Raw genomic sequence first — 24,366 nt, 5'->3', positions numbered from 1 at the left:
TGGTCCATTTTGGTGTTGGGCCCAGTCTCGCCGGCGTGAGATATATTTCATCATTGCATCAATGACTTGCCATTTAGGTGCAAGCCGTTTAACGGCCTCAAGAATCTGATTTTCGGGTGCCTGCGGCGGCTGTTATCGAACAAGTTTCAGGGGCAGGACGCATGAACGAAAACCACCTCGAAGACGCCTGCCTGGAATGGCTTGCTGGTCTGGGCTACACCTGCCTGCACGGCGACGATGTGTCCCCCGGCGGTACCTACGAGGCACGAAGCCGGTACTCCGACGTGGTGATGGCGCCGCGCTTGCGCGATGCCATCACGCGCCTCAACCCAACACTGGGCCACGCCGAGGTCGAGCAAGCCGTCGCCCGGCTTGCCGACTACGGCGCGCAGTCCACCGTGGACGGTAACCGGGAAATCTACGACTGGTTGCGCAACGGCGTGCCGGTGGAACGGATCGAGGCCGATGGCCGGCGCTCCGTGCTGCGCGTGCCGGTGATCGACTTTGCCGGACCCAACGACCTGCTGGCGGTTCGCCAGTTCACCATCCACGGCCAGAAGGTGCGCCGTCCCGACATCGTGCTGTTCGTCAACGGCCTACCGTTGGTGGTGATCGAGCTGAAGAACCCGGCCGATCTTCATGCCGACATTCAAAGTGCCTGGAACCAGATCCAGACCTACAAGGCGGATATCCCGCAGCTGTTCTGGTTCAACCTATTCAATGTGATTTCCGACGGCACGGTCGCCCGCTACGGCTCGCTGACGGCGGACCTCGGCCGCTACTCGCGCTGGCGCCTGCTGGATGGCAAGAAAGTGGCCAAGGTGCAGCTGGAGTTGGAGGTACTGATTCGCGGCCTGCTGGAACCGCAAACCCTGCTCACGTTCTTCCGCGGTTTTGTCGCCTACGGCGGCGCCAACGGTGGGGCCAGCTTCAAGATCATTGCGCAATGGCATCAGTACCACGGTGTGCAGAAGGCGGTGGCGCGTGCGGTGGAGGCGCTGACCCACCGCAAGGATGGCAAGGGCGGCGTGATCTGGTTTACCCAGGGCTCGGGCAAGTCATTGCTGGCGCTGTTCTATGTGATGGCGCTGCGCGACCACCCGGAGTTCCGCAACCCGACCGTGGTGCTGGTCACCGACCGCAACGATCTGGACGGGCAGTTGTTCGAGACGTTTGCGGACTGCCGTTGGTCGCTGCGCGGTACGCCCGAGCAGGCCGACAGCCGCGAGGATCTGCGCGACAAGCTTTCGCAGGTGCAGGCTGGCGGGTTGATTTTCACCACCATCAACAAGTTCGCACCGCGTCCCGGCGAGAGCACGATGCCGGCATTGTGCGAGCGCTCCAATGTGATCGTCATCGCCGACGAGGCGCACCGAACGCAATACGGCTTCCGCGCAGATCTGGACACCACGACCGGAAAGACCCGGTATGGCTTGGCCAAGTACATGCGCGACGCCTTGCCCAATGCGATCTATCTGGGCATGACCGGCACGCCGGTGAGCTTGGACGATCGAGACACCGAGGCGGTGTTTGGTACCTACGTGGACGTGTACGACATGATCGCCGCGCAGGATGACGAGGCGGTGGTGCCGGTCAGCTACGAGTCGCGGATCATCGAGCTGCGTTTCAACGAGGCCGAGAAGCAAGCCTTGATGGACGAGTTCCTTGAAGTGACCGACGACGAGGACGAAAGTGAACAGAACCGCTCGGGTAGCCGCCATACCCGGCTCGAAGCGCTGGCCATGGCCGAAGGACGACTGGCCACATTGGCGGCGGACCTGGTTGCCCACTGGGAAGCGCGCAAGCAATCCGTCGACGGTAAGGCCATGATCGTGTCGATCTCGCGCGAGGCGGCGGTGCGCCTATACGACGAAATCATCAAGCTACGCCCCGCCTGGCATAGTGACGACATCACCCAGGGCAAGATCAAGGTGGTGATGACCAGCAATTCCGCTGATGCGCTCCATTTCCAGCCGCACCGTAGCGACAAGCCCCAGCGCAAGATGCTGGAGAAGCGATTCAAGGATGCCGACGACCCGCTGGAACTGGTGATCGTGCGTGACATGTGGTTGACCGGCTTCGATGCACCACCGGTGCACACCCTGTACGTGGACAAGCCGATGCAGGGCCACGGCCTGATGCAGGCGATTGCCCGTACCAACCGTATCTGGAAAGACAAGCCCGGCGGCCTGATCGTCGACTACATCGGTATCGGCGAAGAACTGAAGAAAGCGATCAAGCAGTACACCAAGGATTCCGGCGCCGAACGCGAGCCGGTTGATACCTCCGGTCAGGCGTTGCACGTGCTGCTCGATACCCTGGACGTGGTCCGCAAGGAGTTCTTCCACGGCTTTGACTGCAGTGGTTTCGAGGATCCGAAAAAGGCCCTGGCACTGCTGGGGCCGGCAATGGAACACGTGCTGCAGCATGATCCCGAACCGGACACGAAGGGGCGTAACCGCGGCGTCCGTGCCTACCTTGATCAGGTGGCCAAGCTCACCACAGCGCAGGCGTTGGCCGGCACCCGGGCACCGGCGATGGCGGTACGCGAGGAAATCGCTTTCTTCCAGGCGGTGCGCGTGTGCCTGATCAAGCTGACCCGTGCCGGGCAGACCCGCTCACGGGTGGAAAAAGAGGCCGCGTTGAGGCAGCTGGTTGCCAAGGGTGTGCTGGTGGAAGGCGTCAACGACATCTTCGCCACGCTCGGTCTGGCCAAGCCCGACATCTCGTTGCTGAATGAAAACTTTCTTGCCCAGATCCAAGCGATGCCGACCAAGAATCTGGCCGCTGAATTGCTGGAACGGTTGCTGGCCGATCAGATCAAGGCACGTGGTCAGAAAAACGCCATGCAGGGCAAGGAATTCACGAAGAAGCTGGAAGAGGCGATCATCAAATACCAGAATCGCGGCTTGACCACGGTCGAGGTGATCGAGGAACTGATCAAGCTGGCCCAAGAGATCAACGCCGCCAAACCGCCGGAAGGCATGACCGACGAGGAGTTTGCGTTCTACCAGGCGTTGATTGAGAACGAGTCGGCCGTCAGGGAGCTAGGCCATCCGGTGCTGCGTGCCTTGGCGCAGGAGCTGACCGACAAGCTGCGCAAGTCCGCCACCATCAACTGGCAGAATCGCAAGGATGCCCGCGCCCGCATGGTCGCCATGGTCAAGGTGCTCCTGGCTATCCACAAATATCCACCCGACAAGCAGGCGGAAGCCACAGAAAAAGTGATCGCGCAGGCGGAGCTGCTGGCTGATACGTGGGCTTCGGATCGCGCGCGCAACTGACGTTCGTGTTCCGGATTTGCACCGATCAGCCACGCGAGCACTTCAGTCGAGAGGATCGAATGAAGGCGTCGTGGTGTCTCGCTCTTCCATCCACGGAGCGAGGACCGCTCGCTAGGCTTGATCACTGAGTGCGTATTGCCAACAAATTGACAAGGCATTGCCATCACAACTGACCACTTCCGGTAGGTGAACTGGCCAGCGCCGGCAGCCAGATGACCATCCGACCGACGGTCTCTTTCTGTTAAGGATTGTTCGACACCTGCCCACGCGCGCCAAGTGTCCATTCGCGGGGGCGTCTGGCGGGCAGGTGTTGGACAATCCTCGATGGAGGAAACCGCGGTGGCGTGCTGAGGTGGTCAGCCGAGGCGAGGAGCTATGGCGGTTTGAATCCTGACATGACCGTCGGAAGTGACGATCGCGGCGGCGGGTGGCGTGCCCCATGCGGCGTGGCGCTCAACATGGAAGCGCAAACGCACGCTGTACTGGCAGTGATGCATGCCAAAAGCGAGGGTTTCCGGGCAGAAGACCAAGGGCGTCCGCACCGGCACGGTTCGAAGAAGTGTCGATGGAGCATGTTGTCTGTGGGAGCGGCGGTCGCTCATGGTGGAGACGGCAACGATGGTGGTGCGCGGATGTGGTGCGCACGGGCGAGGATACCGATGACACGCATGGGTGCGCCGCAGTGCCGACACACGAAGGTGGCCAGCACGGATCCACCAGGGGTGGTCTGCGTGGATTCGTTCACCGCAGAGGTTGGTGCCACGTCGGCCTGCACCGGTGGAGCCGGCTGTTGCAGGAGCGTACGTGCATGGGCAATGTTCTGTGCGCGGCCGGAGTTGGCGAGTAGCCCATAGTGGCGGATGCGATGAAAGCCGCTGGGCAGCACGTGCAGCAGGAATCGGCGCATGAACTCATCGGTGCTCAGGGTCATCGTTTTGTAGCGTGTTCTGCCGTGCACCCGATAGTCCTTCCAGCGGAAGGTGACGCCGCGCTCGTCGCAGGCAACCAGCCGGCTATTGGCGATCGCGACCCGGTGGGTGTAGCGCGACAGGTAGGCGAGCACAGCGGCCGGTCCTGCGAAGGGACGCTTGGCGTAGACGACCCATTCGCACCGGCGCAGCGGCACGAGCCATTGGGCGAAGGCCGTGGCGTCGGCGAGTGCGGACGTGTCGCCGAAGAACTGCAGTTGTCCGCGAAGATGCGCCGCCTGGAGTTCTTCGAGGAAGCGCCGCCGGAACAGCCGCGAGAGCACGCGCACCGACAGGAAGAACCCCGGCTTGCAGGCCACCCATCGATCGCCATCGAGGGCCAGGCCGCCACCGGGCACGATCCCGTGCACATGCGGATGGTGGGTCAGTGCCGAGCCCCAGGTGTGCAGGACCAGGGTCGCTCCGATGCGCGCACCCAGATGCCGTGGATCGGCGGCGATGGTGCGCAGCGTCTGCGCGGCAATCTCGAACAGCAGGCTGTAGATGACCTCCTTGTTGGTGTAGGCGATGGCGCTGATCGGTGCCGGGAGGGTGAAGACCACGTGGTAGTAGTCCACCGGTAGCAGGTCGGCTTGGCGTGCAGCGAGCCAACGTTGCGCGGCACTGGCCTGGCACTTGGGACAATGCCGGTTGCGGCAGGAGTTATAGGCGATCTGGGGTTGCTCGCAGGCAGGGCACTGCAGCACATGGCCACCGAGTGCGGCGCTGCGACACTGCTCGATCGCCGACATGACCTTGAGCTGGCCCAGGCTGACGTGACCGTGCTCGGCTCGGCGCCAGGCCGGTCCGTGGGCGCGGAAGATATCGGCGACTTCAAGGAGGGGGCGTTGCACGACGCCCCCTCACGCAGGTCGCGTGCTCTCCAGAGGACTGACCACCTCGCGCAGCGTGTCGGTAGCCACCTGCGTGTAGAGCGCTGTGGTCTCGAGCTTTTTGTGCCCAAGCAGAACCTGGATGGTGCGGATATCGACCTTCTGTTCCAGCAGGTGGGTGGCGAAGGAGTGCCTGAGCGTGTGCATGGAAACGCGCTTATCGATGTGCGCGGCGGCGGCGGCCTCGTGCACGACGCGGTTGAGCTGCCGCGTGCTCATCGGGTCGATCGGGTCCAGGCCGGGGAACAGCCAGCCGCCCGGCAGTATCTGACCCTTGGCCCGGGCGACGCACCACCAGGCGCGCAGCCGTTCCAGCAGCAGGGGCGGCAGCAGTGCGTAGCGATCCTTGTGGCCCTTGCCCTGCTCGACACGCAGCACCATGCGCCGACTGTCGATGTCGCCGACCTTCAGGGCGATCACTTCGCTCGCGCGCAGTCCCGCACCATAGGCGACCGACAACGCGGTCCGGTGTTTGAGATTCCGGGCCGCCTCGATCAGGCGGCCCACCTCCTCGCGGCTGAGAATCACCGGCAACGTACGCGCCACGCGCACGTGCTGCGTCCTGGCCATCAACTCGCCGCGACCCAAGGTGATCTCGAAGAAAAACCTCAGTCCGGTCATCGTGGCGTTGAGCGTGACGGGCGACACGCCGCGATCGACGCAGTGCAACTGATAACGACGAAGGTCCTCGGCGCTGGCCGTGTCGGGAGAGTGACCGAGAAATCCGGCAAAGTGCCGCACGGCGCGAATGTAGCTGCTCTGGGTCTTCGACGAGAGCTTGCGCATCCGCATGTCTTCGATCATGCGTTGACGCAGGGGCGACGTACGTTGGGTTGAAGAGATGTCCATGGCTGTGTTCCCGTAGCGAACGAGGCGGATTGCCTCACTGCGCAACATACAAAACACAGAACTACGGGGCGCTCAGCCACCCACCAACGTCAAACGAAGCCAAACTACCGCGCGAGCGGTTTAGTCCTTCGACCCGGAGCAGCCGGTGGCGAACGGCAGGTATCAGCATCGCCACAATGCGCCTGCGGGTTGCGCCCGCTCACCGGTGGTCGTGTGCGTTGCGCAAGCTGACATTAGGTCTTTCTCCAGCATAAAGCCCCATCCTTCACGGCTTCGTCCACCGCTCAGCTAGCGCGTTCAATCCGTCAAGCGCCTGCTTGAGTTCGTGACCTCGCTGCGTGTAGCTGTAGATGACTTCCTTGCGGCCATGATCAAGTTGTTCGCGCACGAGTACGCCGGAGGCCACCAGATACTTCAGTTGCTCGGTGAGCACTTTGGCGGATATTTGAGGAATTTCGCGTCTGAGCTCGTTGAACTGAATCCGCTCATGCACGGCTACAACAGTCAGGATGTGAGTCGCCCAGCGACCGCGCAGTGCTCGCAGCACCACATCAGCCATGCATGGACCTGGTGATTCAACCTTCATTGCAATCTCCGGTTACCTGCTAGTAACGAATTTACGGACTACCGTTTTGTGGCGAAAGTATGTGCGACTGCGCTCATGGAAACCCATGTCGGGCAGCCATCTCATCCATCCTGGGGACAAGCATGACCTTGCGTATCGGCACTTCAGTTTTTACGGCTGGATTTCTGATCATCGGATTGACCTTGACGCCCATGTCGCGCGCTGACGCCGCACGATCTGGCGTGTCCCGGCAACACTTGGTCCAGCTGATGCATCGATTCGATCAGCTTGACTTCGACGCTTTCAGCAAACAGAACTGGACCCTGTTCGATGAGATTCACTGCCCTGACGTCACAGTGACCTATCCCGACGGACACGTGACGCACGGTATCAAGCAGCATCAAAAGGATATTGCCGCAATGTTTTCGGCTACCCCGGACATGCGCGTATCCGCACATCCGGTCAGTTTTGCTTCGGACGAGTGGGCGTCCCTGACGCCGCAGAAGCGGACGTCTGAACAGACCCTGGTCGCCGGCGACTGGACCGCCACCGTCGGTGTGCTGCAAGCCACTTTCACCCGACCCATGGACATGGGCGGCCATACCATCCAGCCGACCGGCAGGAAGCTCAATCTGTCCATGGCCACCATTGCGCACTGGAAAAACGGATGTATCGCCGAAGAGCATCTGTTCTGGGACAACGCTGCGTATATGCGGCAGTTGGGTATTTCGCCTTGAACCAGTGGGACCGCAGCTTTCGCTGCCGTGCTGCCATGGCGGCACGGCAGCAGGCAGCCGGTGGCTGCTGTGCGAACGATCCGGCAGCTCTTTCCAGATGGATGCGACATGGATAAAGCGCGACCGATGCCGGTGTTGTTTATCGGACACGGATCTCCGATGAACGCGTTGCCTGGCAATCGGTTTCATGAAAGCTGGCAGGCATTGGGCCGGGTTTTGCGGAGACCGCTCGCCATTGTTTGTATTTCCGCGCATTGGGAAACCCAAGGTACCTGGCTCACCTCGTCGCCGTCTCCGCGGACCATCCACGACCTCCGTGGATTTCCCGAGGCGCTGTTCGCGATGCACTATCCGGCACCGGGCGACCGGCTGCTTGCCCAGAGCCTCGTCCAGCGCCTGCAATCGGTGAGAGTTCGTCTGGATCCGCAGCGCGGTTTGGATCATGGGACGTGGTGCGTACTAGGCGCGATGTACCCGCAGGCTGATATTCCAGTACTGCAACTCAGTCTGGATCACCATCTCAACGGCAGCCAGCACTATGCCTTGGCCCAAAAAATGTTGTTTATGCGAAACGAAGATATCCTGGTCGTGGCCAGCGGCAACATCGTGCACAACCTCAGGCGGTTTCGCCACGTTGACGATGAGTCAACTCCCTGGGTGTCGCGATTTCGCGACGAGGTGAACCGAAGGATCAGCGCGCGCGATCATGCAGGCCTGTGTGATTACCAGCGCTTGGGCCCGGATGCGGAAACGGCTGTTCCCACGCCGGAACACTACCTGCCACTTCTCTACGCGCTTGCTCTGGAGCGGGATACGGACCCGGTAAGGGTATTCGACGATCATGTGCTCAGCACCCTGTCAATGACGTCGCTGGTGATAGGCCGCCTGACGTAATGGGGGTCGCAAGCACATCCATGACGACGTTGGTCGCGACCGGAGATATCTCGGCCGGAACAGATTCAATAGGCTGCAGTCGCAAGCTGGCGAACGAATTGCGGTTGTTCGAGTTCGTCGATGAAAGCGACTGCGTAATCGCCGTAGCTGATACGACTGTCGCCATGTTCGTCGACAAGCAACTTTGCCGCTTGCACCCTGAAGTGGCCGCGGGTTTCACCCTCACCGATTGAAGCTGCGGGAGCCATCACTGTCCACGACAGATCCACCGCCTCGCGATAGACCATCAGCGCCTGCCAATGCGCGAGTGCCTGGGCGCGGTAAAGCGCGGGGAAGGCCGGGGTGTCTAGGAGGCGAACGCCGGGCTGCACATCCAGACTTCCGGCGCCTCCCACCACCAACAGCCGGCTGATGGTGGACTGTCGGGTAGCGACGATCAGGGCTCCGGCCACTGAAACCAGCGTGTTGGGGGCTGCAGCCCCCGGACCGAATGCGCTGGCCACCGCGTCATGCCCGGCAAGCGCGGCCTGCAGCCCGGTCGGGCTATCGAGTGGCGCAAGCACGATCTTCGAGCCCGCCAGCTCAGCCGGCAGGTCCGTATCGCGACGGACAATCGCAGTAATCTGATGTCCGCGTTCGAGCGCATGCTGGGCTATGTGTCTGCCGATATGGCCGGGAGCGCCGATGAGGGCAAGTTTCATGGGTGTCTCCCTGCGCAAAGAGTTGCACGATAGGCGCAAGAACGCGGCGGATAAAGCATCTGTCCGCAAACAAACTATTTCGTGAGGTGGAGCAAGATGGACCGACTGCTGGCCATGAAAGTATTCGTCGAGGTAGTCGATCGGGGGACCATGAGCACGGCGGCAGATGCACTGGACATATCCCGTTCCATGGTGTCGCGATACATCACTGAATTGGAGGAATGGATCGGTGCGCGACTGCTGCATCGGACCACTCGACGCATCAGTCTGACGACGGCAGGTGAGACGGCGGTCACTCGCTGTCGCGAAGTCCTCGAACTGACTGGTAGTCTGCGCTCCACCCTGATCGACGAAAGCGCGGCTCCATCCGGGCACATCCGTGTCACCTGCAGTCCTTCGCTGGGCCAAAGTTTCTTGGCCGCTGCCGTCGCCGAGTTCGTCGGGCGCCATCCTCAGACGGAAGTCGACATGCTGATGGCCGACCACATGGTTAATCTGATCGAAGAACAGGTTGACCTGGCAATCCGGATCTCGCACAAGATTGATCCAGGTCTGGTCGCTCGCAAACTCGGCGTGTGCCGTTCGGTCTTGTGTGCAACACCGGCTTACCTGCGCCGACAAGGCGTGCCACAGCAACCTGATGAGCTATCCAGGCATCAGTGCCTGCTGCACCGATTCGTGGGCAAGCGACTGTGGCGGTTGACTTGCGAAGGCCAGACTGTCTCGGTCGCCGTAAACGGTCGCATCTGTGCGAACGAAGCCTCGGTCTTGATGAGCGCCGTTCTCGCCGACGCCGGCATTGCCATGCTGCCGATGTATCTGGCCAGCCCGCTGCTGACATCTGGCAGTCTGGTCAACGTCTTGCCGGACTACCAGCCTGACGCCATGGGTATCTTTGGTGTCTACGCTTCGCGCAAGCAGATGCCGGCAGCGGTGCGCTCGTTCCTCACCTTTCTGGGCGAGCGCTTCAGCGTCGATCCCCAATGGTCAGGCTTGACTACGTCTGTTTGAGTCCTTTCCACGTTGGTCGATCCCCTCGCTGAAAGCTGCTGGCACCTCGCTGAAAGCTGCCGGCACATAGATACGGCCAGGGCGCAAAGGATTGCGGCAAACGATGGAACAAACCATTGCTCGAAGGGTGGTTCTTCAGACGACTGGCACCACCTAGAGTGGGAAGCGGTCCGTATCGCCCAACCTCAAAACCATCAGGGGATTCAAAATGCTTCGTCGAATCGCACTCGCCTGTGCTCTTGCCGTTTCTGCCGGCGCTGCCGGCGCCGCCACGACGCCTCTGACACTGCAGGTGTACAACCCGGGTGCGCACTCGGTGTTTCCGGTGTCATCTGAAATCATCAGTGGTCAACACGATGCTGTTCTGGTGGATGCGCAGTTTCAGCGCAATGACGCCGAAGCGGTAGTAAAAATGATCAAGGCCACCGGCAAGAATCTCACGCTGGTCTACGTCAGCCACAGCGACCCCGACTACTACTTCGGCCTCAATGTCATAAAGACGGCTTTCCCCAACGCCAAGATTGTAGCCACGGCGCCCAGCGTCGCTGCGATCAAGCTGCTTATGCAACGCAAGCTGGCTTACTGGGGGCCAATCCTGAAGCAGAACGCGCCGCACAAGCTGGTACTTCCGGATGTGCTCCAAGGCCACCGCATCATGCTCGAAGGTCATGCGCTGGACATCGAAGGGCTCGACGGCCCCACGCCGGATCGCAGCTACGTCTGGATCCCGTCACTGCGGACCGTGGTCGGTGGCGCGGTGGTGTTCGGCGGAACCCATGTATGGGTTGCCGACACGCAAACACCGCTGGCCCGCAAGCAGTGGCTGGCCACACTCAAGAGCGTCGAAGCGCTCAGACCCCTGCGCGTGGTGCCAGGCCATTACCTCGGTCCACTGCAGCCTGGTCTGGCGGCGGTGAAGTTCGACGAGGAGTATCTGAAGAACTTCGAAATCCAGAATCAGAAGGCTCGAACCGCGCAAGCCCTGGTCACTGCGATGGAATCGATTTATCCAAATTTGCCTGAGCGCTCATGGCTTGAGCTTGGTGCCAAAGTGATCAAGGGCGATTACAAATGGCCTCAGTGAGGCATCAGTTTGGTCCTGGGCACCCTGGAACTCCAATGCGGCCGTGCCGGCAAGCACCTCACGTACCTGCGCCAGCGTACGCACCTGAGACTCGTTCATGTCGATCACCATGTCGGTAATGATCGACCCTGTGCGTCAGCCGCCTACCCCGTCAGGCTCATACCTCGTTGGAATCACGGCAGGGGCTTCAGGCTCACACCTCGTTGGAAGAGACTCCGGCGTTTCAAGCCGGCTTCTTCTTGCTAAAATGCCGAGTGGAATGGCGCGCCTCGCGCAGGCGCCGCGCATGTGCGGCGAGCAGGTCACCACGCGTGATGATGCCGATCATGCGGCCGGAATCTTCGGCGCTCACCACGACCAGCCTGCCCACATTGGATTCCACCATGTGATCGGCTGCTTCCCGCAGGGAATGGCTCTCTTCGACGACCAGCGGCGGACGACAGACCAATGATCCCACCAACGCATCACCGGAGACCTTGCCGTTCGACAGATCGCGTCGCGTTACGACACCGGTCAGTCGACCGCTTGCATCAAGCACGGGGAAACCCTGATGCTTCGCGTCCATCATGTCCTCTCCCATCCACTCGCGCACATCTGAAATCTGCTGGTTTGCCTGCAGGCTGACGACATCGCGGCTGCACGCATCGCGCACCAGAACCTGATCGAGATAATCAGCGCTGTATTCGGAAGGCACGCGTACGCCACGACGGACGATCTTCTCGGTCATGATCGTGTTGCGCATCGTCAAGCCCGACACCATGTACGCTGCTGCGCATGCGCCCAGCAAGGGCAGCAAAGCGTGTGGCTGCTGCGTGGTCTCAAAAGCGAATACCACCGACGTCAGGAAGGCCCGAGATGCGCCCGAAAAAATCGCCGCCATGCTGACCAGCGCTGCGAGGCGTGGATCGATATGCAACCACGGTGCAAGTGCCACCGCCGCGATACCCAGTGCACCACCCAAGGCGCCACCGATCGTGAACAAGGGCGCCAGTGTGCCGCCGGAGGTACCACTGCCCAGCGCCACCGACCACGACAAGAGCTTCAGCAGGCACAAGCCGATCAGGCCGACTAGGCCGATCTGTCCGGATACCACCGCCGTGATGTTGGTGTAACCGACACCCAATGTCTGCGGCATGACGTAACCCACGGCGCCCACGACCAGACCGCCGAGGGCCGGCCACCACATCCAGTGAATCGGCAGCTTCTCGAAAGTGTCTTCGATGGCATAGGTCAGGCGGGTGACGCCGACGCTGACGACACCCACCAAGGCACCGAGCAGAATGTAGCTCGCCAGCGCGACCATGTCGGGTGCGGCCACAGCTGGCATCGGAAACATTGGCGCACTGCCTTCGAAGACGAAGTGCATGCCGGCGCCGACCACCGCGGCGAGCGCCACAGGAATCAACGAGCGGGCGCGGCGCTCGAACAGCAACAGTTCGATCGTCAGAAGCACGGCGGATACCGGCGCGGCAAACACCGCCGCCATGCCGGCTGCCGCACCGGCGGCGAGCAGGGTTTTGCGCTCGTCAGCTGTCACATGCGTCATCTGACCGATGAGCGAACCGAGTGCGCCACCGGTTGCGATGATCGGACCTTCCGCGCCAAACGGCCCTCCCGTGCCGATAGCGATGGCGGACGATAGCGGCTTCAACCAAGTGATCATCGGTGGAATGCGACTCTCGTTGAGCAGCACCTGCTCCATCGCCTCCGGGATACCGTGGCCACGGATCGCACGCGAGCCCCAGCGAGCCATTACACCTACAACAAGACCACCCGCCGCCGGCACCAGGATGACCCAGAGCCCGAGGTGGTTCCCGACCGGGCTGGCAAAGCTGAAACTCCAGCGGCGGTAGAAAGTCAGGTTGGTGATGAGGCCGATCAGTGCGGTAAGGATCTTGGCCACCAGACCGACGACGCCCCCCAGCAACAAGGCCATTCCAGTGACCCAGAGCACTCGACGATCAAGAGGCCGAAATACACGGGGCATGTGCGCCGCGATGAGGGTGCTGTCGAGCGCAGGCGATAACGGCAGGGCGACGTCTGAGCGATGCCCGGAAACATTCTTTTGCATTTCTTATCCGTTTGCCTGTTCAGCCCGCGAAGGCTACGCGGAATTTGCCGTCATAGCTGGCTGGAAAATGAACGGAAATTTTGGCTTGCGAGATCTGATCAAAACCACGATGCGAGGAATGACCATTTGCCAGTCAGCGACGTTTTTGTTGAAGGGCGCCGACTGGTCGGGTGGCGGCTCTTGCCTGATGGTCGCTGACCGACCCATTTCTACTAGTGGCAAAGGGGAGCTTTCGGAGAGGCTAGCTTTCGAATAGGCTCTCGGAACAGCGCACGCACTGTTGCTCGAGAACTGGTACCCCGACGATATTTCAACACTTATTCCAAGGAACAACGTTGGACATCCCCACAAGTCAGCGCGTCGTCTTGCTCCGTAAATTTGGAGGAACAGATCGTCTTGCCGTCGTGGAGAGTCCTGTCCCCAATCCTGGCGTCGGTGAGGTATTGGTGCGGGTACTCGCAGCAAGCGTGCAATTTACCGACATCATGATGCGCAAAGGTCAGTACCCTGATCTCAAGGAAAAGCCACCGCTCGTTTTAGGCTACGACCTCGTCGGAGAAGTTGTGAAGATCGGCCCGGGCGTCTCCTCATTGACGATTGGCCAGCGCGTTGCCGACCTGACAATGACAGGTTCCTACGCTCAATACCGCACGCTGGTGGCCAAACGTTGCACTATTGTTGAAGAGGGACTCGACCCCGCAGTGGCAACTTCGCTCGTGTTGAGTTGGATGACGGCATACCAGCTGTTGCACCGCGACGCGCGAGTGCGATCAGGTCAGAAACTCTTAGTCACTGGCGCTGCGGGCGCAGTCGGGCAGGCACTTGTCGTGCTCGCAAAGCTGGCAGGATGCGAGGTGTGGGGCACCGCGAGTGCCCGCCACGCTGACCTGGTACGGGCACTCGGCGCAACGTACGTCGACCGCGATGTGGCGGATTTGGGGCAGGTATTGCTAGGCGGATTCGACGCGGTATTTGACGGTATAGCTGAGCAGGGTTTCTCCAGAGCTTGGCGCGCCGTGGGATCCCGCGGGCACCTCTCGGCATTCGGCGTCTCGGCTGGAATTCAGCGTAACGCGTCCATCGTCTTGCTCGGTTTCTGGTTGGCAAAACTACGGTGGTGGAACCTGTTCTCATGGGGGCGGTCAACGAGCTTTTATTCGATCATGTCCATGCGAAAGAAGCATCCCGAGTGGTTCCTCAACGACCTTGATAAATTGCTTGGTGTCCTGAAGCGAGGCGAAATCAGTCCCCGCATTGCCGACCGTATAGGGCTCGAAGCCGTCGCCCAGGCGCATGCGCGCATAGAGCAAGGTGGGCTCGAAGGAAAGATTGTACTCACGCCGAACGGCTAACTTTGCTCCGACTGATCTTCTTCCAGGAAGGTCTTGCTCGGGCCTCTTCCTGGAGCCCCACCGTGGGAGTCCGGATTCACCCGCGATTTCATGCACTCCTGCCGAAGTGTTGGTGTCGACTCCCCGTAATCTTGATCCAGTCATAACCGCTGGTCTCCAGACGGTGCGAGCGGTCGGCTGTCGAATCACGCAGACGCCACTTGCGCACGGTGGGTGGCGTCAAGCCGCAGCGGCGCGCCAGCTCAGCATCGGTCGGTGCCGGATCGGCAGCGCGAAGCTCAGCGCGAACGCGCGGCGTAGTGCGGGCTAATGGATGCAACGTCGGGGCATGGGCCGGTCCCGAGCGACTGGTAAAGTTGCCTCATAGCATCACGAGCTGCGCCCAAACGCCAGATCCGATGCGAGATAGAATCACACGGGACCAGACAATAGCGCAGATTTCAGGCCAAGGACCTCGGCCAAGCGTCCATTGCAACCGTGACGATTGCCCTCAGGTCTTCGCGGCGACCGCCGTCTCGCGCCAGTACCGACAAACCCTGAACCAACGCGATCGCCAGACTCGCTAGCGACTTCGCGTTCGTATCTGCAGGGAGCAAACCAGCAGCTATATCCTGCTCAATACGCAAACGCACGCGGCTCATCATCTGGCGTCGAACTTGAGCGACGGCTTTCTGGACGTCCATTGCCTCCACTGAGCCGCTTGCCGTCGCACTTGCCAGCAAGCATCCTCGCGGCGTGCTGCCATTCGTGAAGAGGTCAGCCGACGACATTAGCATTTGATGCACGGCTTCGTAGGCGGTGGAGGACTCGCGCAGGGTTGCAGCGAAATCTTCGGCGGTTCCCGCGTACCGGTGCATCGCTTCCAAGAACAGGCGCTTCTTGTCGCCGAATGCTGCGTAAAGGCTTGGCGCTGTCACCCCCATGACCTTGGTCAGATGGCCGATCGATGTCGTTTCGTACCCGTGACGCCAGAAAGCAAGCATGGCCTGTTTCAACGCCTCGTCGCGGTCAAAAGATCGTGGTCTGCCTAGCTTGCGAGAATGACTTTCCATAACGTCCACTATAAAACCTGTTGACTATGCGGAGCAATGAATCTACGGTGTTGTGTATCGATCACTATGTAAAGGTAAGAACCAATGTCCTTGACAGATTTTCGCACGCTGGGTCGCTCCGGCTTGGTCGTCAGTCCCCTCTGCCTGGGCACAATGACCTTCGGGCCAGGGGGATGGGGTGCCGACGAATCTACGTCTCGCCAGATCTTCGACGCCTATCGCGGAGCAGGTGGCAATTTTGTCGACACGGCAGACGTCTATACCCGCGGTGTTAGCGAACAGTTGCTCGGCAAGTTCATCAAGGACTCCGGCTCCCGCGACAACATCGTGCTGGCGACCAAGTTTGCGTTCAACGCCTCGGCCAACCCCCTCGATGCCAGGCAAAAAGGTGGTGGTAACCCCAACGCCGGTGGCAACGGATCCAAGAATATCCACCGCGCATTGAATGCATCCTTGAAGCGTCTTGGCACCGATTACATCGACTTGTACTGGATGCATATCTGGGATGGCGTGACTCCGGCCGAGGAAATCGTGCAAACCCTCGGCGATCTGGTCCGCGCCGGGAAAATCCGCTACTACGGTTTCTCGGACATGCCCGCCTGGTTCGCCATTAAAGCAGCCACCATCGCTGCCGAACGCCAATATCCGAGGCCCATAGCCATGCAGCTGGAGTACTCGCTGGTGGCACGCGACGTGGAGAGCGAACACGTTCCTGCGGCGCGCGAAAGCGGCATGGGCGTCATGCCTTGGAGCCCGCTGGCGGGCGGCTTTCTCACCGGCAAGTATAAGCGCGAGGACACCAGCTCCACGGGACGTTTGAGCGGCGCCAACCCCTTCGGAGACAGTAAGTTCACCCCTCGTAACTGGGACATTCTTGAAGTCGTCAAAAGTGTCTCAGACGAATTGCATAGCCATCCAGCCCAGGTGGCACTTGCTTGGGTCATGGCCCAGCCTGGAATTGTTTCGACGCTCGTGGGTGCGAGTAGCGTCTCGCAGCTTCAAAGCAATATCGCGGCAATGAACATCACACTTCACGACCAGCAAGTACAACGATTGAACGAGGCAAGCGCTCCGCTACCTGACTTTACGTCCAGTCTCGGAATGCCTGCCATACGCCGTATGGTCTTTGGTGGGAATAATGTTTCAGGCTGGGGCGAATAGCACGGTTACGATCTATCGCGGCTAGGAGAGTCCTGGTGTTAGTGGACAAGATCCTCAGCGATTTCGAACGCCCGCTTTGCGACAAGCATTTGCAGCAGGCGACCGACTATTGGCCGGATAGCGACCGTTTCTCGTGTCGCTGTCCCTTGTTCCAGGGTTCGCGGCGTTGGGTGGATGTATCGATCGTATTGATGGTGGACTCCTACCGAGGTAGCGGAGCCTGCCAGCGTGCGCCGATATCTCGAATGGGCAATGTTCGACCCGTTGTAGCCGATCAATGGCCGGGGAATGGGGGCCCAGGAACGGGCATTCGAGAATTCACCCAGTAACCCGGCGAGGTGTTCGAGCTGACGTCTATTCGTCCGCCGGTCGAGCTCCGCGGCGCGTGCTCTCCGCATAGCGCCGCGGTGGAAGGCCCGTGGCCCGTTTGAACGCTGCACTGAAGGAACTCTCCGATTCGTACCCCAGATCTTGGGCCACCACCGACACCCGTGCCCCAGGTTCGGTCATCCGCTTGGTTGCCATCAACATCCGCAACTGAGTCAGGTAGTCCATGGGTGCCTTGCCTACCGTGCTCTTGAAACGTGTGGCGAAGGCGGTGCGAGACATAGCGGTGATGCTGGCCAGAGATGCGACGGTCCAGCGCCGAGATGGGGCATCGTGCATGGCGGCAATCGCCACGCCCATGCGCGAATCGGCGAGAGCGTACAGCCATCCAGATCGCGCATGGGCCACCTCGGACAAGTGAAACCGCAAGAGCTTGATGAGTGCGATATGCGCTAAGTGATCGACGACGACTTCGCCGCCCGGCTGCCCCCGTTGAAGCTCATCGATCATCTGATCGATTGCCTCGCGCAGCGTCGCCTTCGCCACGGGGTCGTTAATGCGCACGATGGTGTCCAGCGCCCTGAACAGGAAGCGCGAGAACCCAGTCTCGAATTCGAAGTAGGCGGCAAACATCCGGCATCGGCCGCCTCCGTTGTAGGCCGCAACGGAGCCGTTCGGCCGGTCCTCGAAGACGACGCCCGCATCCGTGGGCTGGAGATTGAGATCGGTAGCCAGCAGGAAGGGCCGACCGCGAGGGAGCACGACGCAATCGCCCGCGACCAGGCAGATGGGCTGGTCTTCGCCCTCGACCTGCAACCAGCACTCGCCGGATTCCAGGCAATAGAGGAAGGCACCCTCATGCGCGGCGAACTGGATGGCGATGTCTCCGCCGACATCCGTTGCGCCGACGGTAATGCTGCGTGGCTTGGACTGCCGGATGACTTCAGAGAGTGGATCCATCTATTTCCTGAACGAATGAAGACGATTTCAGAACGAATCATCATAGATCATTCCGATCCTGACCCATACAGTGCGTTGATTGACGCAGGTGGCGCTGGATGCTGATGTCCGCTGGCCGGTCATCCCATTCCACACGAGGAGACTTTTGATGTCCGACAATTCAAACGAAGCCGCCTGGATCAACGCCAAAGGTCAGCCTTTGACCGTGTTGGCAGCGCCGATGCCCCAAATTGGCGCCAGCGAAATTCTGGTTCGCAATCGGGCGATCGCTCTGAATCCTTTCGATGGTGTTGTCCAGACGCTGGGCAGCATGGTTACACCTTGGGTGACCTACCCGGCGATCCTGGGATCGGACGTCGCCGGCGAGGTTGTTGCAGTCGGGGCCTCGGTATCCCGATTCAAACCAGGCGACCGGGTGCTGGGGCTGGCGCTGGGCATCGACAAGCTAGCCAACAGGGCGGCCGAGGGGGCGTTCCAGAAGTACGTGGTCCTGCGCCAGAACGCAGCAACCACCCTTCCGGATTCCATGGGCTTCGAGCAGGCAGCCGTCCTGCCGCTGGCGATTGCCACTGCTGCATGTGGATTGTTTCTGCATGATCAGCTCGGTCTACAGACACCGTCTATAGAACGGACCGATCCGACCGGGAAGGCGGTTCTGATCTGGGGTGGCTCGACCAGTGTTGGAAGCTGTGCGATCCAACTCGCGGTCGCTGCGGGCTACGAGGTTGTCACAACGGCGTCCCCCAAGAACTTCGAGTATGTGCGCGAGCTCGGTGCCAGCGAGGTTTTCGACTACAACGATGCGAACGTCGTTGCAACGATTGTGAAGCACCTGGACAACCGCGACATGGCTGGCGCCCTGGCGATTAGTGCCGGATCCGGAGCCTTGTGCATCGATGTCATGAGCCAATGCCAGGGTCGACGGATCGTATCGATGGCAAGCGCCCCATTGCCGATCGACGATGCGCCGTTGACCCATCAGTTTTTGTGGAAGTTGACGCACCTTCCGCGACTCGCTGCAGGCTTCCTCGGACTGGCAATCCAAGCCCGTCTCAGAGGAGTAGCCACGCGATCGATCTGGGGCACTGCGCTCATGAAGGGCACTCTCGGTAAGACGATCTTCCAGGACTTCTTGGGACCCGCGTTGGCCAGCGGCCGTATCGTTCCAGCTCCTGCACCGCTCGTGGCGGGGCATTCTCTGGAAGCGATACCGCAGGCGATGGCGCTTCTTCGACGCGGCGTCTCGGCAAGAAAAGTTGTTGTGTCGCTTTAACCGCTGCCCGGCCGATGCATGACGTGGCCAATAGGCACAAAGCAGACTCTCTCCGGCAGATTGCTTTGAAGCTGCTGTCCGTGACTACGGGGTAGAACCCCGACCTGATCAGTCGATAACGAGCAGCACTGGTCAAGGTTGCTTAAGCAGCAACAGTCATCAGCTCACCCCGCGCTGTGCCGGGTGTCCGACGGCCGCAACCCAAGCTCGGAACCTAGTGTAGTGCTGCATTCTGTTTGGAACTTAAGCGGCTATTGGCGCGAATGACCTTCTGGAGGATGTCGCGCGCGCTCTTGGTCCAGATGAAAGGCTTGGGCTGGATGTTGTGATGAGCGACGTAGGCGTCGATGGCGCTCACCAGTTCGGGCACGCTGGTGAACACGCCGCGGCGCAGGCGTTCGGTGGTGATGTCGCGGAAGAATCGCTCGACCATGTTCAGCCACGACCCCGAGGTCGGGGTGTAATGCATGTAGAAGCGCGGATGCTTGTCCAGCCACGCTTTCACGACCGGATGCTTGTGCGTGGCGTAGTTGTCGGCGATCAGGTGCAAGGCCTTGTCCTTGGGCGTGCTGCGGTCGATCTTCTTCAGGAACTTCAGCCATTCCACATGCGTGTGGCGCGGCTGGCACTGACCGATGACCTGGCCATTGAGCACATTGAGCGCGGCGAACAGGGTGGTGGTGCCATGGCGCTTGTAATCGTGCGTCATCGTCTGTGCCCGTCCCTTCTTCAACGGCAGTCCGGGCTGCGTGCGATCGAGCGCCTGCACTTGGCTTTTCTCGTCGCAGCACAGCACCAGCGCATGCTCGGGTGGCGACATGTACAGGCCGACGACGTCTTCGAGTTTCTCAACGAACTGCGGGTCGCGCGAGATCTTGAAGCCGCGTACGCGATGGGGCTTCAATCCGTTCGCGCGCCAGTGGCGCGAGACACTGGCAGCGCTGATGCCCAGCTCAGCGGCCATCGTGCGCGTGCTCCAATGGGTGGCTGCCGAAGGCGTGCTCTGCGTAGTCAGTTCCACCAGCCGGGCCACGTCGACCTTCAACGGGGGCGCGCCGCGCGGGCGGTCGCGCTCGATCCCGGCGAGTCGATGCTGGGCATAGCGTTCGCGCCAGCGCGCGACCTGCACCCGTCCAAGGCTCAACTGCGCTGCAATCGCCTTGTTCTGCTTACCCTCGGCCGCCAGCAAAACGATGCGGGCACGCTGCACCAGCCGGATGCTGGTGAGCTTGGAGCGCACCAGTCGAGTGAGCTCGCTATGCTCCTCGTCGCTCAGCACAATGTCAGGGGCAACTCGCACGCCATCTCTCCCGCAGGCCTCGTAGTAAAACATGAGACCGGCGGGCCATTTATAAGTTCACTCAAGATTGCAACACTACACTAGCAGGCATCCAGCCACCAAGTTCCGAGGATTTCAGTCTTAGGGAATGTGCAAACTTTCGAGGTCGGCGATCAATCCGGGGCCAGTCGGCTCCCATCCCAGCCTTCTGCGCGTCTGTTCGCTGGAGGCAGGCACGTCGTGCCCGGCAAATATGGCGAGCCAGCCGAAAAAGGCTTCAGCCTCTTCCGGGGTGATGGAATTGACCGGTAGTTTCAGACGTCCACCAATCGCTTCTGCCATATCGCGTATCGATATACCTTCTTCCGCGACCGCGTGATACTTGGCGTTCGGCTCAGCTTTTTCGATCGCCAACCTGTAGAGGTGGGCGACGTCGAGAACGTGCGCTGCCGGCCAGCGATTGAGTCCGTCCCCGACATACGCGCAAGTACCCCTTTCACGAAAAATCGCGATGGCAGAAGTGACAAGGCCCTGCGTAAGCGGGTCATGGACTTGCGGAAGCCGCACAATGGAGACGTTGACTCCGTCCGCGGCGACAGCGGCGGCCGCCTCTTCGGAGGCTGCGCGCGGATGCACGTGGCAACCGAAGATAGCATTGTCTTCCCTGGCCGGCTGGCCGGGCACGGTATTGGCCAACCCGGTTCCGGAGGTCACGATCAATGGCCGGTTGGAGCCGGCGAGAACCGACCCTAGCGCCTTGATCACACCGCGGTCATCCTCGCAGTTTTGAACGAAATTAGAGAAGTCGTGGTTGAAGGCCAGATGGATGATGCCATCCGATCGGGCCGCGCCATCCTTGAGACTATCCGGGTCCGCGATCGACCCGCGATAGACCTCGGCGCCTGCGGCCGCCAGAGCCGGCGCCTTGTTCTCCGAACGGCAGAGGCCGATCACCTGATGGCCCGCCGCGATCAATTCCTTCACGACCTTCGAGCCGATGTTTCCAGTAGCACCCGTAACAAACACACGCATAAATTAAGTCTCCGAGTTTCGTTGGGGACCAATGTGGTCGTATGCTCTATCCCGGTAAAGTAGTGAAATCATCATAGTAAAATGGCTAACAGGATCAGCGAGCGTCCGACTACCGAGAACCCGCTCGGGACCTATCTGCGCGATCGCCGCAGCAGGCTCGATCCGTCTGCTCTCGGCTTTCCCCGGGAGCGTCGCCGCACCTCCGGCCTGCGCCGTGAAGAAGTAGCGCAGCGGGCCAACATCAGTCCGACCTGGTACACATGGCTCGAACAGGGACGCGGCGGAGCACCTTCGGCCGAGGTGCTGGATCGGATCGCGCGTGCGCTCATGCTGACGGATGTCGAGCGCGAGCATCTCTTCCTGCTAGGCCTCGGCCGTCCGCCTGAGGTTCGCTATAAGAAGAACGGCGACATCACGCCACGACTGCAGCGCGTTCTCGATGCGTTGAACCCGAGCCCCGCCCTCATCAGGACCGCGACCTGGGACGTGGTCGGTTGGAACCGCGCCGCCACAATCATGCTGGGTGACTATGGTTCCCTGCCGCCGCATCAGCGCAATGTGCTACGCACCCTCTTCCTCGACCCCCGTGCCCGCGCTGCGCAGTACGACTGGGAGAACGTGGCCCGCCACGTGGTGGGCGCCTTCCGTGTGGACGCCGCGCGTGCGGGTGCCGCGGCGGAGGTGGGTCCTCTCGTGGAAGAACTCTGCCAGCTCAGTCCCGAGTTCAGGACGATGTGGCTCGATAACGACGTTCGCAGTACCCATGGCGAAGCAGTCAAGCACATACGTCACCCAGTGCTCGGTCCGCTTGCGTTCGAATATTCGACCTTCGCGGTTGATGGCCGACTAGACCTCAGCATGGTGGTCTACAACCCCGCGACATTGGTGGACGCTGACAAAATCAGATCTGCGATGGAAGAGCTGAGGTGACGCGGCTCAGCTTGGCCACGACCAGTCCCTCGCAAACATAGCGTTCAATATAAGAAGGCACCGGTGCATTCACTGTGGTGAAAAATCCGGGATCAGCGAAGTGCAATCTCTCGGCGCCAGAGGATCAGTTTGTGGGAGGCAGTGTTATCACCTCGACATCGAAGGGCAGCTATGGAGCGACTTGATAGAGACGACGACTGTCTCAAAATGGCCGACCCCTGCCGGTCGACTCCATGGGTAAACCTTGTAGGTCCGACCGGCAGTGATGCTGGTCAGGCTAGTTGCCGGAATTGAGCAACTCGTTTGCGATAATGGGCAGTTTGGCTGCCGGCCATGGTCAGCTTCGCTGGCGAAGCTGGTCAACTGCTGTGGCGAAGGTGGGCAGGTGGCTGGCGTTTTGCAACTGAGGGAATGCGAATAACCGGGAGCTCGGATGAATTGGTCCCACGGATGGCCCCACGAAGCTAGGATGGTTTTCAATAATGCTAATGAATACATCAGTTTAAGAACCATTTAAACCTTCTGCATCGGAAAATAACGACGATGCCTGCAGGCAGAGATGTCACCGGCTGCAGGCATCGAACCGTCGAACGCTTCAGTGATTCGGCTTAACCGCCGTCATTCTCGCTGCCGCCGCCTGCAGCCGGTGCGCCCTGCTTGTGATCGAGATGCTTTTGCATCGCCTGCTGCTGCATCTGCTGATACTGCTGGCGCTGGCTGTCGGTGAGGATGGCCTGGATCTGACTGTCGGTATCCTGCTTGAGCGCGCGCATTTTCTGATGCACATCGCGCTTGGAGGATGACGTGTCGCCGCGCAACTGCTGCATCTGCTGCAAGCGGTTGGCGAGGATCGGCTCCATCTTCGCGGCCTGGTCTGGCGTCAGCTGCAGTTTGCGGCTCAGTCGCGCGGTCTGCTTCTGTGGATCGGGCATCGCGTGCTGACCTGATCCTGCATTGCTGCTTCCTGCTGGAGGCGGCGTGTCCTGAAAGGGTTGAGCGTAGACGGCACTTGAGGCGCCAACGGCGAGAGCGAAACCAAGCAGGGCGAAACGGCGGGAAAACTTCATGCTGATATCTCCAATGATGTGCCGAGCGACGGCAACACCTCGATCAACGCAAGGTCCCGCGAGCCGGTTGACGATACGAGCGAGTTTTCTTCGCAAAGTCTTATCGGCAGCTGGGTCATATTCAACCGGTGGATTCACCCTGCTCACCGTGTACCCGAGGATTTCCCATGATCGAACTGCATTACTGGCCTACCCCCAACGGCCACAAGATAACGATGTTTCTGGAAGAGGCCGGACTGGCTTACGAGATCAAGCCGGTGAATATCGGCAAGGGCGAGCAGTTCACGCCGGAATATCTGAAGATTTCACCAAACAACAAGATGCCGGCGATGGTGGATACCGATCCATTGGGCGGTGGCGAACCACTGAGTATTTTCGAATCCGGTGCGATTCTGCAGTACCTGGCCGAAAAGACCGGCAAGTTCTCGCCGAAGGATTTGCGCGAACGCTACGTGGTGACCGAGTGGCTGTTCTGGCAGGTCGGTGGACTGGGCCCCATGCTGGGTCAGAACCATCACTTCAACCGCTATGCGCCGGAAAAGATTCCCTACGCGATCGACCGCTACGTCAATGAAACGCGCCGGCTTTACGGTGTGCTGGACAAGCGGCTGGAAGGCCGTGCCTATATTGCCGGCAAGGACTACACGATTGCCGATATGGCGGCCTATCCGTGGATCGTGCCGTATGAGGCGCAAGGCATGACACTGGACGATTTTCCGAATCTGAAAATGTGGTTCGAGCAGATTCGCGATCGCGACGGCACCCGCCGTGCCTATGCGCTGGCCGACACCATCAAGGGCAAAGTCGATCTGACCACCGACGAGGAAGCGCGCAAGCACATGTTCGGACAAGGTGCGCCGGAAAAATAGCGCGTGA

General features: G+C 60.5%; 20 protein-coding genes. 10 read left to right on the top strand and 10 right to left on the bottom strand.

The genetic code is table 11. The features are described from left to right. Window positions 1–161 precede the first annotated feature (161 nt). Entirely contained in the window at window positions 162–3,284 is a 3,123-nt protein-coding gene (locus ACDK93_RS00490; RefSeq protein WP_458070638.1) for a type I restriction endonuclease subunit R, read from the top strand. A gap of 598 nt (window positions 3,285–3,882) precedes the next feature. On the opposite strand, the gene ACDK93_RS00485 is transcribed toward ACDK93_RS00490, so the two are convergent. From ACDK93_RS00485 to ACDK93_RS00475, 3 genes are all read right to left on the bottom strand, one after another. Then, a complete protein-coding gene (locus tag ACDK93_RS00485; RefSeq protein ID WP_458070637.1) occupies window positions 3,883–5,106 on the bottom strand; it encodes an IS91 family transposase in 1,224 nt (407 codons plus the stop codon). 9 nt (window positions 5,107–5,115) lie between these two features. After that, entirely contained in the window at window positions 5,116–5,994 is an 879-nt protein-coding gene (locus tag ACDK93_RS00480) for a tyrosine-type recombinase/integrase (protein ID WP_458070636.1), read from the bottom strand. Window positions 5,995–6,259: 265 nt separating this feature from the next. Continuing rightward, window positions 6,260–6,580 (bottom strand): winged helix-turn-helix transcriptional regulator, encoded by a 321-nt coding sequence (locus ACDK93_RS00475; protein WP_458070635.1) that lies wholly within the window; start codon window positions 6,578–6,580, stop codon window positions 6,260–6,262. 122 nt (window positions 6,581–6,702) lie between these two features. Between ACDK93_RS00475 and ACDK93_RS00470 the strand changes: the two genes are divergently transcribed. Both ACDK93_RS00470 and ygiD read left to right on the top strand, forming a co-directional pair. Continuing rightward, window positions 6,703–7,296: an ester cyclase gene (locus tag ACDK93_RS00470; protein WP_458070634.1), complete on the top strand. Its 594-nt coding sequence runs from the start codon at window positions 6,703–6,705 to the stop codon at window positions 7,294–7,296. Window positions 7,297–7,404: 108 nt separating this feature from the next. Next, window positions 7,405–8,190, top strand: a complete 786-nt coding sequence (ygiD, locus tag ACDK93_RS00465) for a 4,5-DOPA-extradiol-dioxygenase (RefSeq protein ID WP_458070633.1) — start codon at window positions 7,405–7,407, stop codon at window positions 8,188–8,190. A gap of 65 nt (window positions 8,191–8,255) precedes the next feature. Here ygiD and ACDK93_RS00460 read toward each other — a convergent pair whose 3' ends face one another. Then, window positions 8,256–8,891 (bottom strand): NAD(P)-dependent oxidoreductase, encoded by a 636-nt coding sequence (locus ACDK93_RS00460; RefSeq protein WP_458070632.1) that lies wholly within the window; start codon window positions 8,889–8,891, stop codon window positions 8,256–8,258. A 96-nt stretch (window positions 8,892–8,987) separates the two neighbouring features. Between ACDK93_RS00460 and ACDK93_RS00455 the strand changes: the two genes are divergently transcribed. Both ACDK93_RS00455 and ACDK93_RS00450 read left to right on the top strand, forming a co-directional pair. After that, window positions 8,988–9,902, top strand: a complete 915-nt coding sequence (locus tag ACDK93_RS00455; protein ID WP_458070631.1) for a LysR family transcriptional regulator — start codon at window positions 8,988–8,990, stop codon at window positions 9,900–9,902. Between the two features lie 208 nt (window positions 9,903–10,110). Further along, complete coding sequence (locus tag ACDK93_RS00450; protein WP_458070630.1) at window positions 10,111–10,986, top strand: MBL fold metallo-hydrolase; 876 nt, start codon at window positions 10,111–10,113, stop codon at window positions 10,984–10,986. 223 nt (window positions 10,987–11,209) lie between these two features. On the opposite strand, the gene ACDK93_RS00445 is transcribed toward ACDK93_RS00450, so the two are convergent. Next, a complete protein-coding gene (locus tag ACDK93_RS00445; RefSeq protein WP_458072305.1) occupies window positions 11,210–12,973 on the bottom strand; it encodes a chloride channel protein in 1,764 nt (587 codons plus the stop codon). Between the two features lie 419 nt (window positions 12,974–13,392). Here ACDK93_RS00445 and ACDK93_RS00440 point away from each other — a divergent pair, with 419 nt between their 5' ends. Continuing rightward, a complete protein-coding gene (locus tag ACDK93_RS00440) occupies window positions 13,393–14,409 on the top strand; it encodes a medium chain dehydrogenase/reductase family protein (protein ID WP_458070629.1) in 1,017 nt (338 codons plus the stop codon). A 440-nt stretch (window positions 14,410–14,849) separates the two neighbouring features. On the opposite strand, the gene ACDK93_RS00435 is transcribed toward ACDK93_RS00440, so the two are convergent. Then, window positions 14,850–15,461 carry a TetR/AcrR family transcriptional regulator gene (locus ACDK93_RS00435; protein ID WP_458070628.1) on the bottom strand — a complete coding sequence of 204 codons (612 nt, stop codon included), beginning with the start codon at window positions 15,459–15,461 and terminating at the stop codon, window positions 14,850–14,852. Window positions 15,462–15,545: 84 nt separating this feature from the next. On the opposite strand from ACDK93_RS00435, the gene ACDK93_RS00430 reads away from it, so the two are divergent. Next, window positions 15,546–16,622, top strand: a complete 1,077-nt coding sequence (locus tag ACDK93_RS00430; protein WP_458070627.1) for an aldo/keto reductase — start codon at window positions 15,546–15,548, stop codon at window positions 16,620–16,622. A gap of 354 nt (window positions 16,623–16,976) precedes the next feature. Here the strand turns inward: ACDK93_RS00430 and ACDK93_RS00425 are convergent, their stop codons facing one another. After that, a complete protein-coding gene (locus ACDK93_RS00425) occupies window positions 16,977–17,909 on the bottom strand; it encodes an AraC family transcriptional regulator (protein ID WP_458070626.1) in 933 nt (310 codons plus the stop codon). A 148-nt stretch (window positions 17,910–18,057) separates the two neighbouring features. Between ACDK93_RS00425 and ACDK93_RS00420 the strand changes: the two genes are divergently transcribed. Next, window positions 18,058–19,182: a zinc-binding alcohol dehydrogenase family protein gene (locus tag ACDK93_RS00420; RefSeq protein WP_458070625.1), complete on the top strand. Its 1,125-nt coding sequence runs from the start codon at window positions 18,058–18,060 to the stop codon at window positions 19,180–19,182. A gap of 214 nt (window positions 19,183–19,396) precedes the next feature. Here the strand turns inward: ACDK93_RS00420 and ACDK93_RS00415 are convergent, their stop codons facing one another. Beyond that, window positions 19,397–20,482: an IS630 family transposase gene (locus tag ACDK93_RS00415; RefSeq protein WP_458070624.1), complete on the bottom strand. Its 1,086-nt coding sequence runs from the start codon at window positions 20,480–20,482 to the stop codon at window positions 19,397–19,399. A gap of 120 nt (window positions 20,483–20,602) precedes the next feature. After that, the gene (locus ACDK93_RS00410) at window positions 20,603–21,493 is read right to left on the bottom strand and encodes an SDR family oxidoreductase (RefSeq protein WP_458070623.1); all 891 of its coding nucleotides are present in this window, start codon (window positions 21,491–21,493) and stop codon (window positions 20,603–20,605) included. An 81-nt stretch (window positions 21,494–21,574) separates the two neighbouring features. On the opposite strand from ACDK93_RS00410, the gene ACDK93_RS00405 reads away from it, so the two are divergent. Next, entirely contained in the window at window positions 21,575–22,423 is an 849-nt protein-coding gene (locus ACDK93_RS00405) for a helix-turn-helix transcriptional regulator (protein WP_458070622.1), read from the top strand. A 608-nt stretch (window positions 22,424–23,031) separates the two neighbouring features. Here ACDK93_RS00405 and ACDK93_RS00400 read toward each other — a convergent pair. Next, window positions 23,032–23,490 (bottom strand): hypothetical protein, encoded by a 459-nt coding sequence (locus ACDK93_RS00400; protein ID WP_458070621.1) that lies wholly within the window; start codon window positions 23,488–23,490, stop codon window positions 23,032–23,034. Between the two features lie 167 nt (window positions 23,491–23,657). On the opposite strand from ACDK93_RS00400, the gene ACDK93_RS00395 reads away from it, so the two are divergent. Then, window positions 23,658–24,359 carry a glutathione S-transferase N-terminal domain-containing protein gene (locus ACDK93_RS00395; protein ID WP_458070620.1) on the top strand — a complete coding sequence of 234 codons (702 nt, stop codon included), beginning with the start codon at window positions 23,658–23,660 and terminating at the stop codon, window positions 24,357–24,359. The last annotated feature ends 7 nt before the right edge of the window (window positions 24,360–24,366 follow it).

This window comes from Rhodanobacter sp. BL-MT-08 (assembly GCF_054161255.1).
The sequence above is the reverse complement of the archived record's forward strand: the minus strand, read 5'-3'. Positions and strand labels throughout refer to the sequence as shown.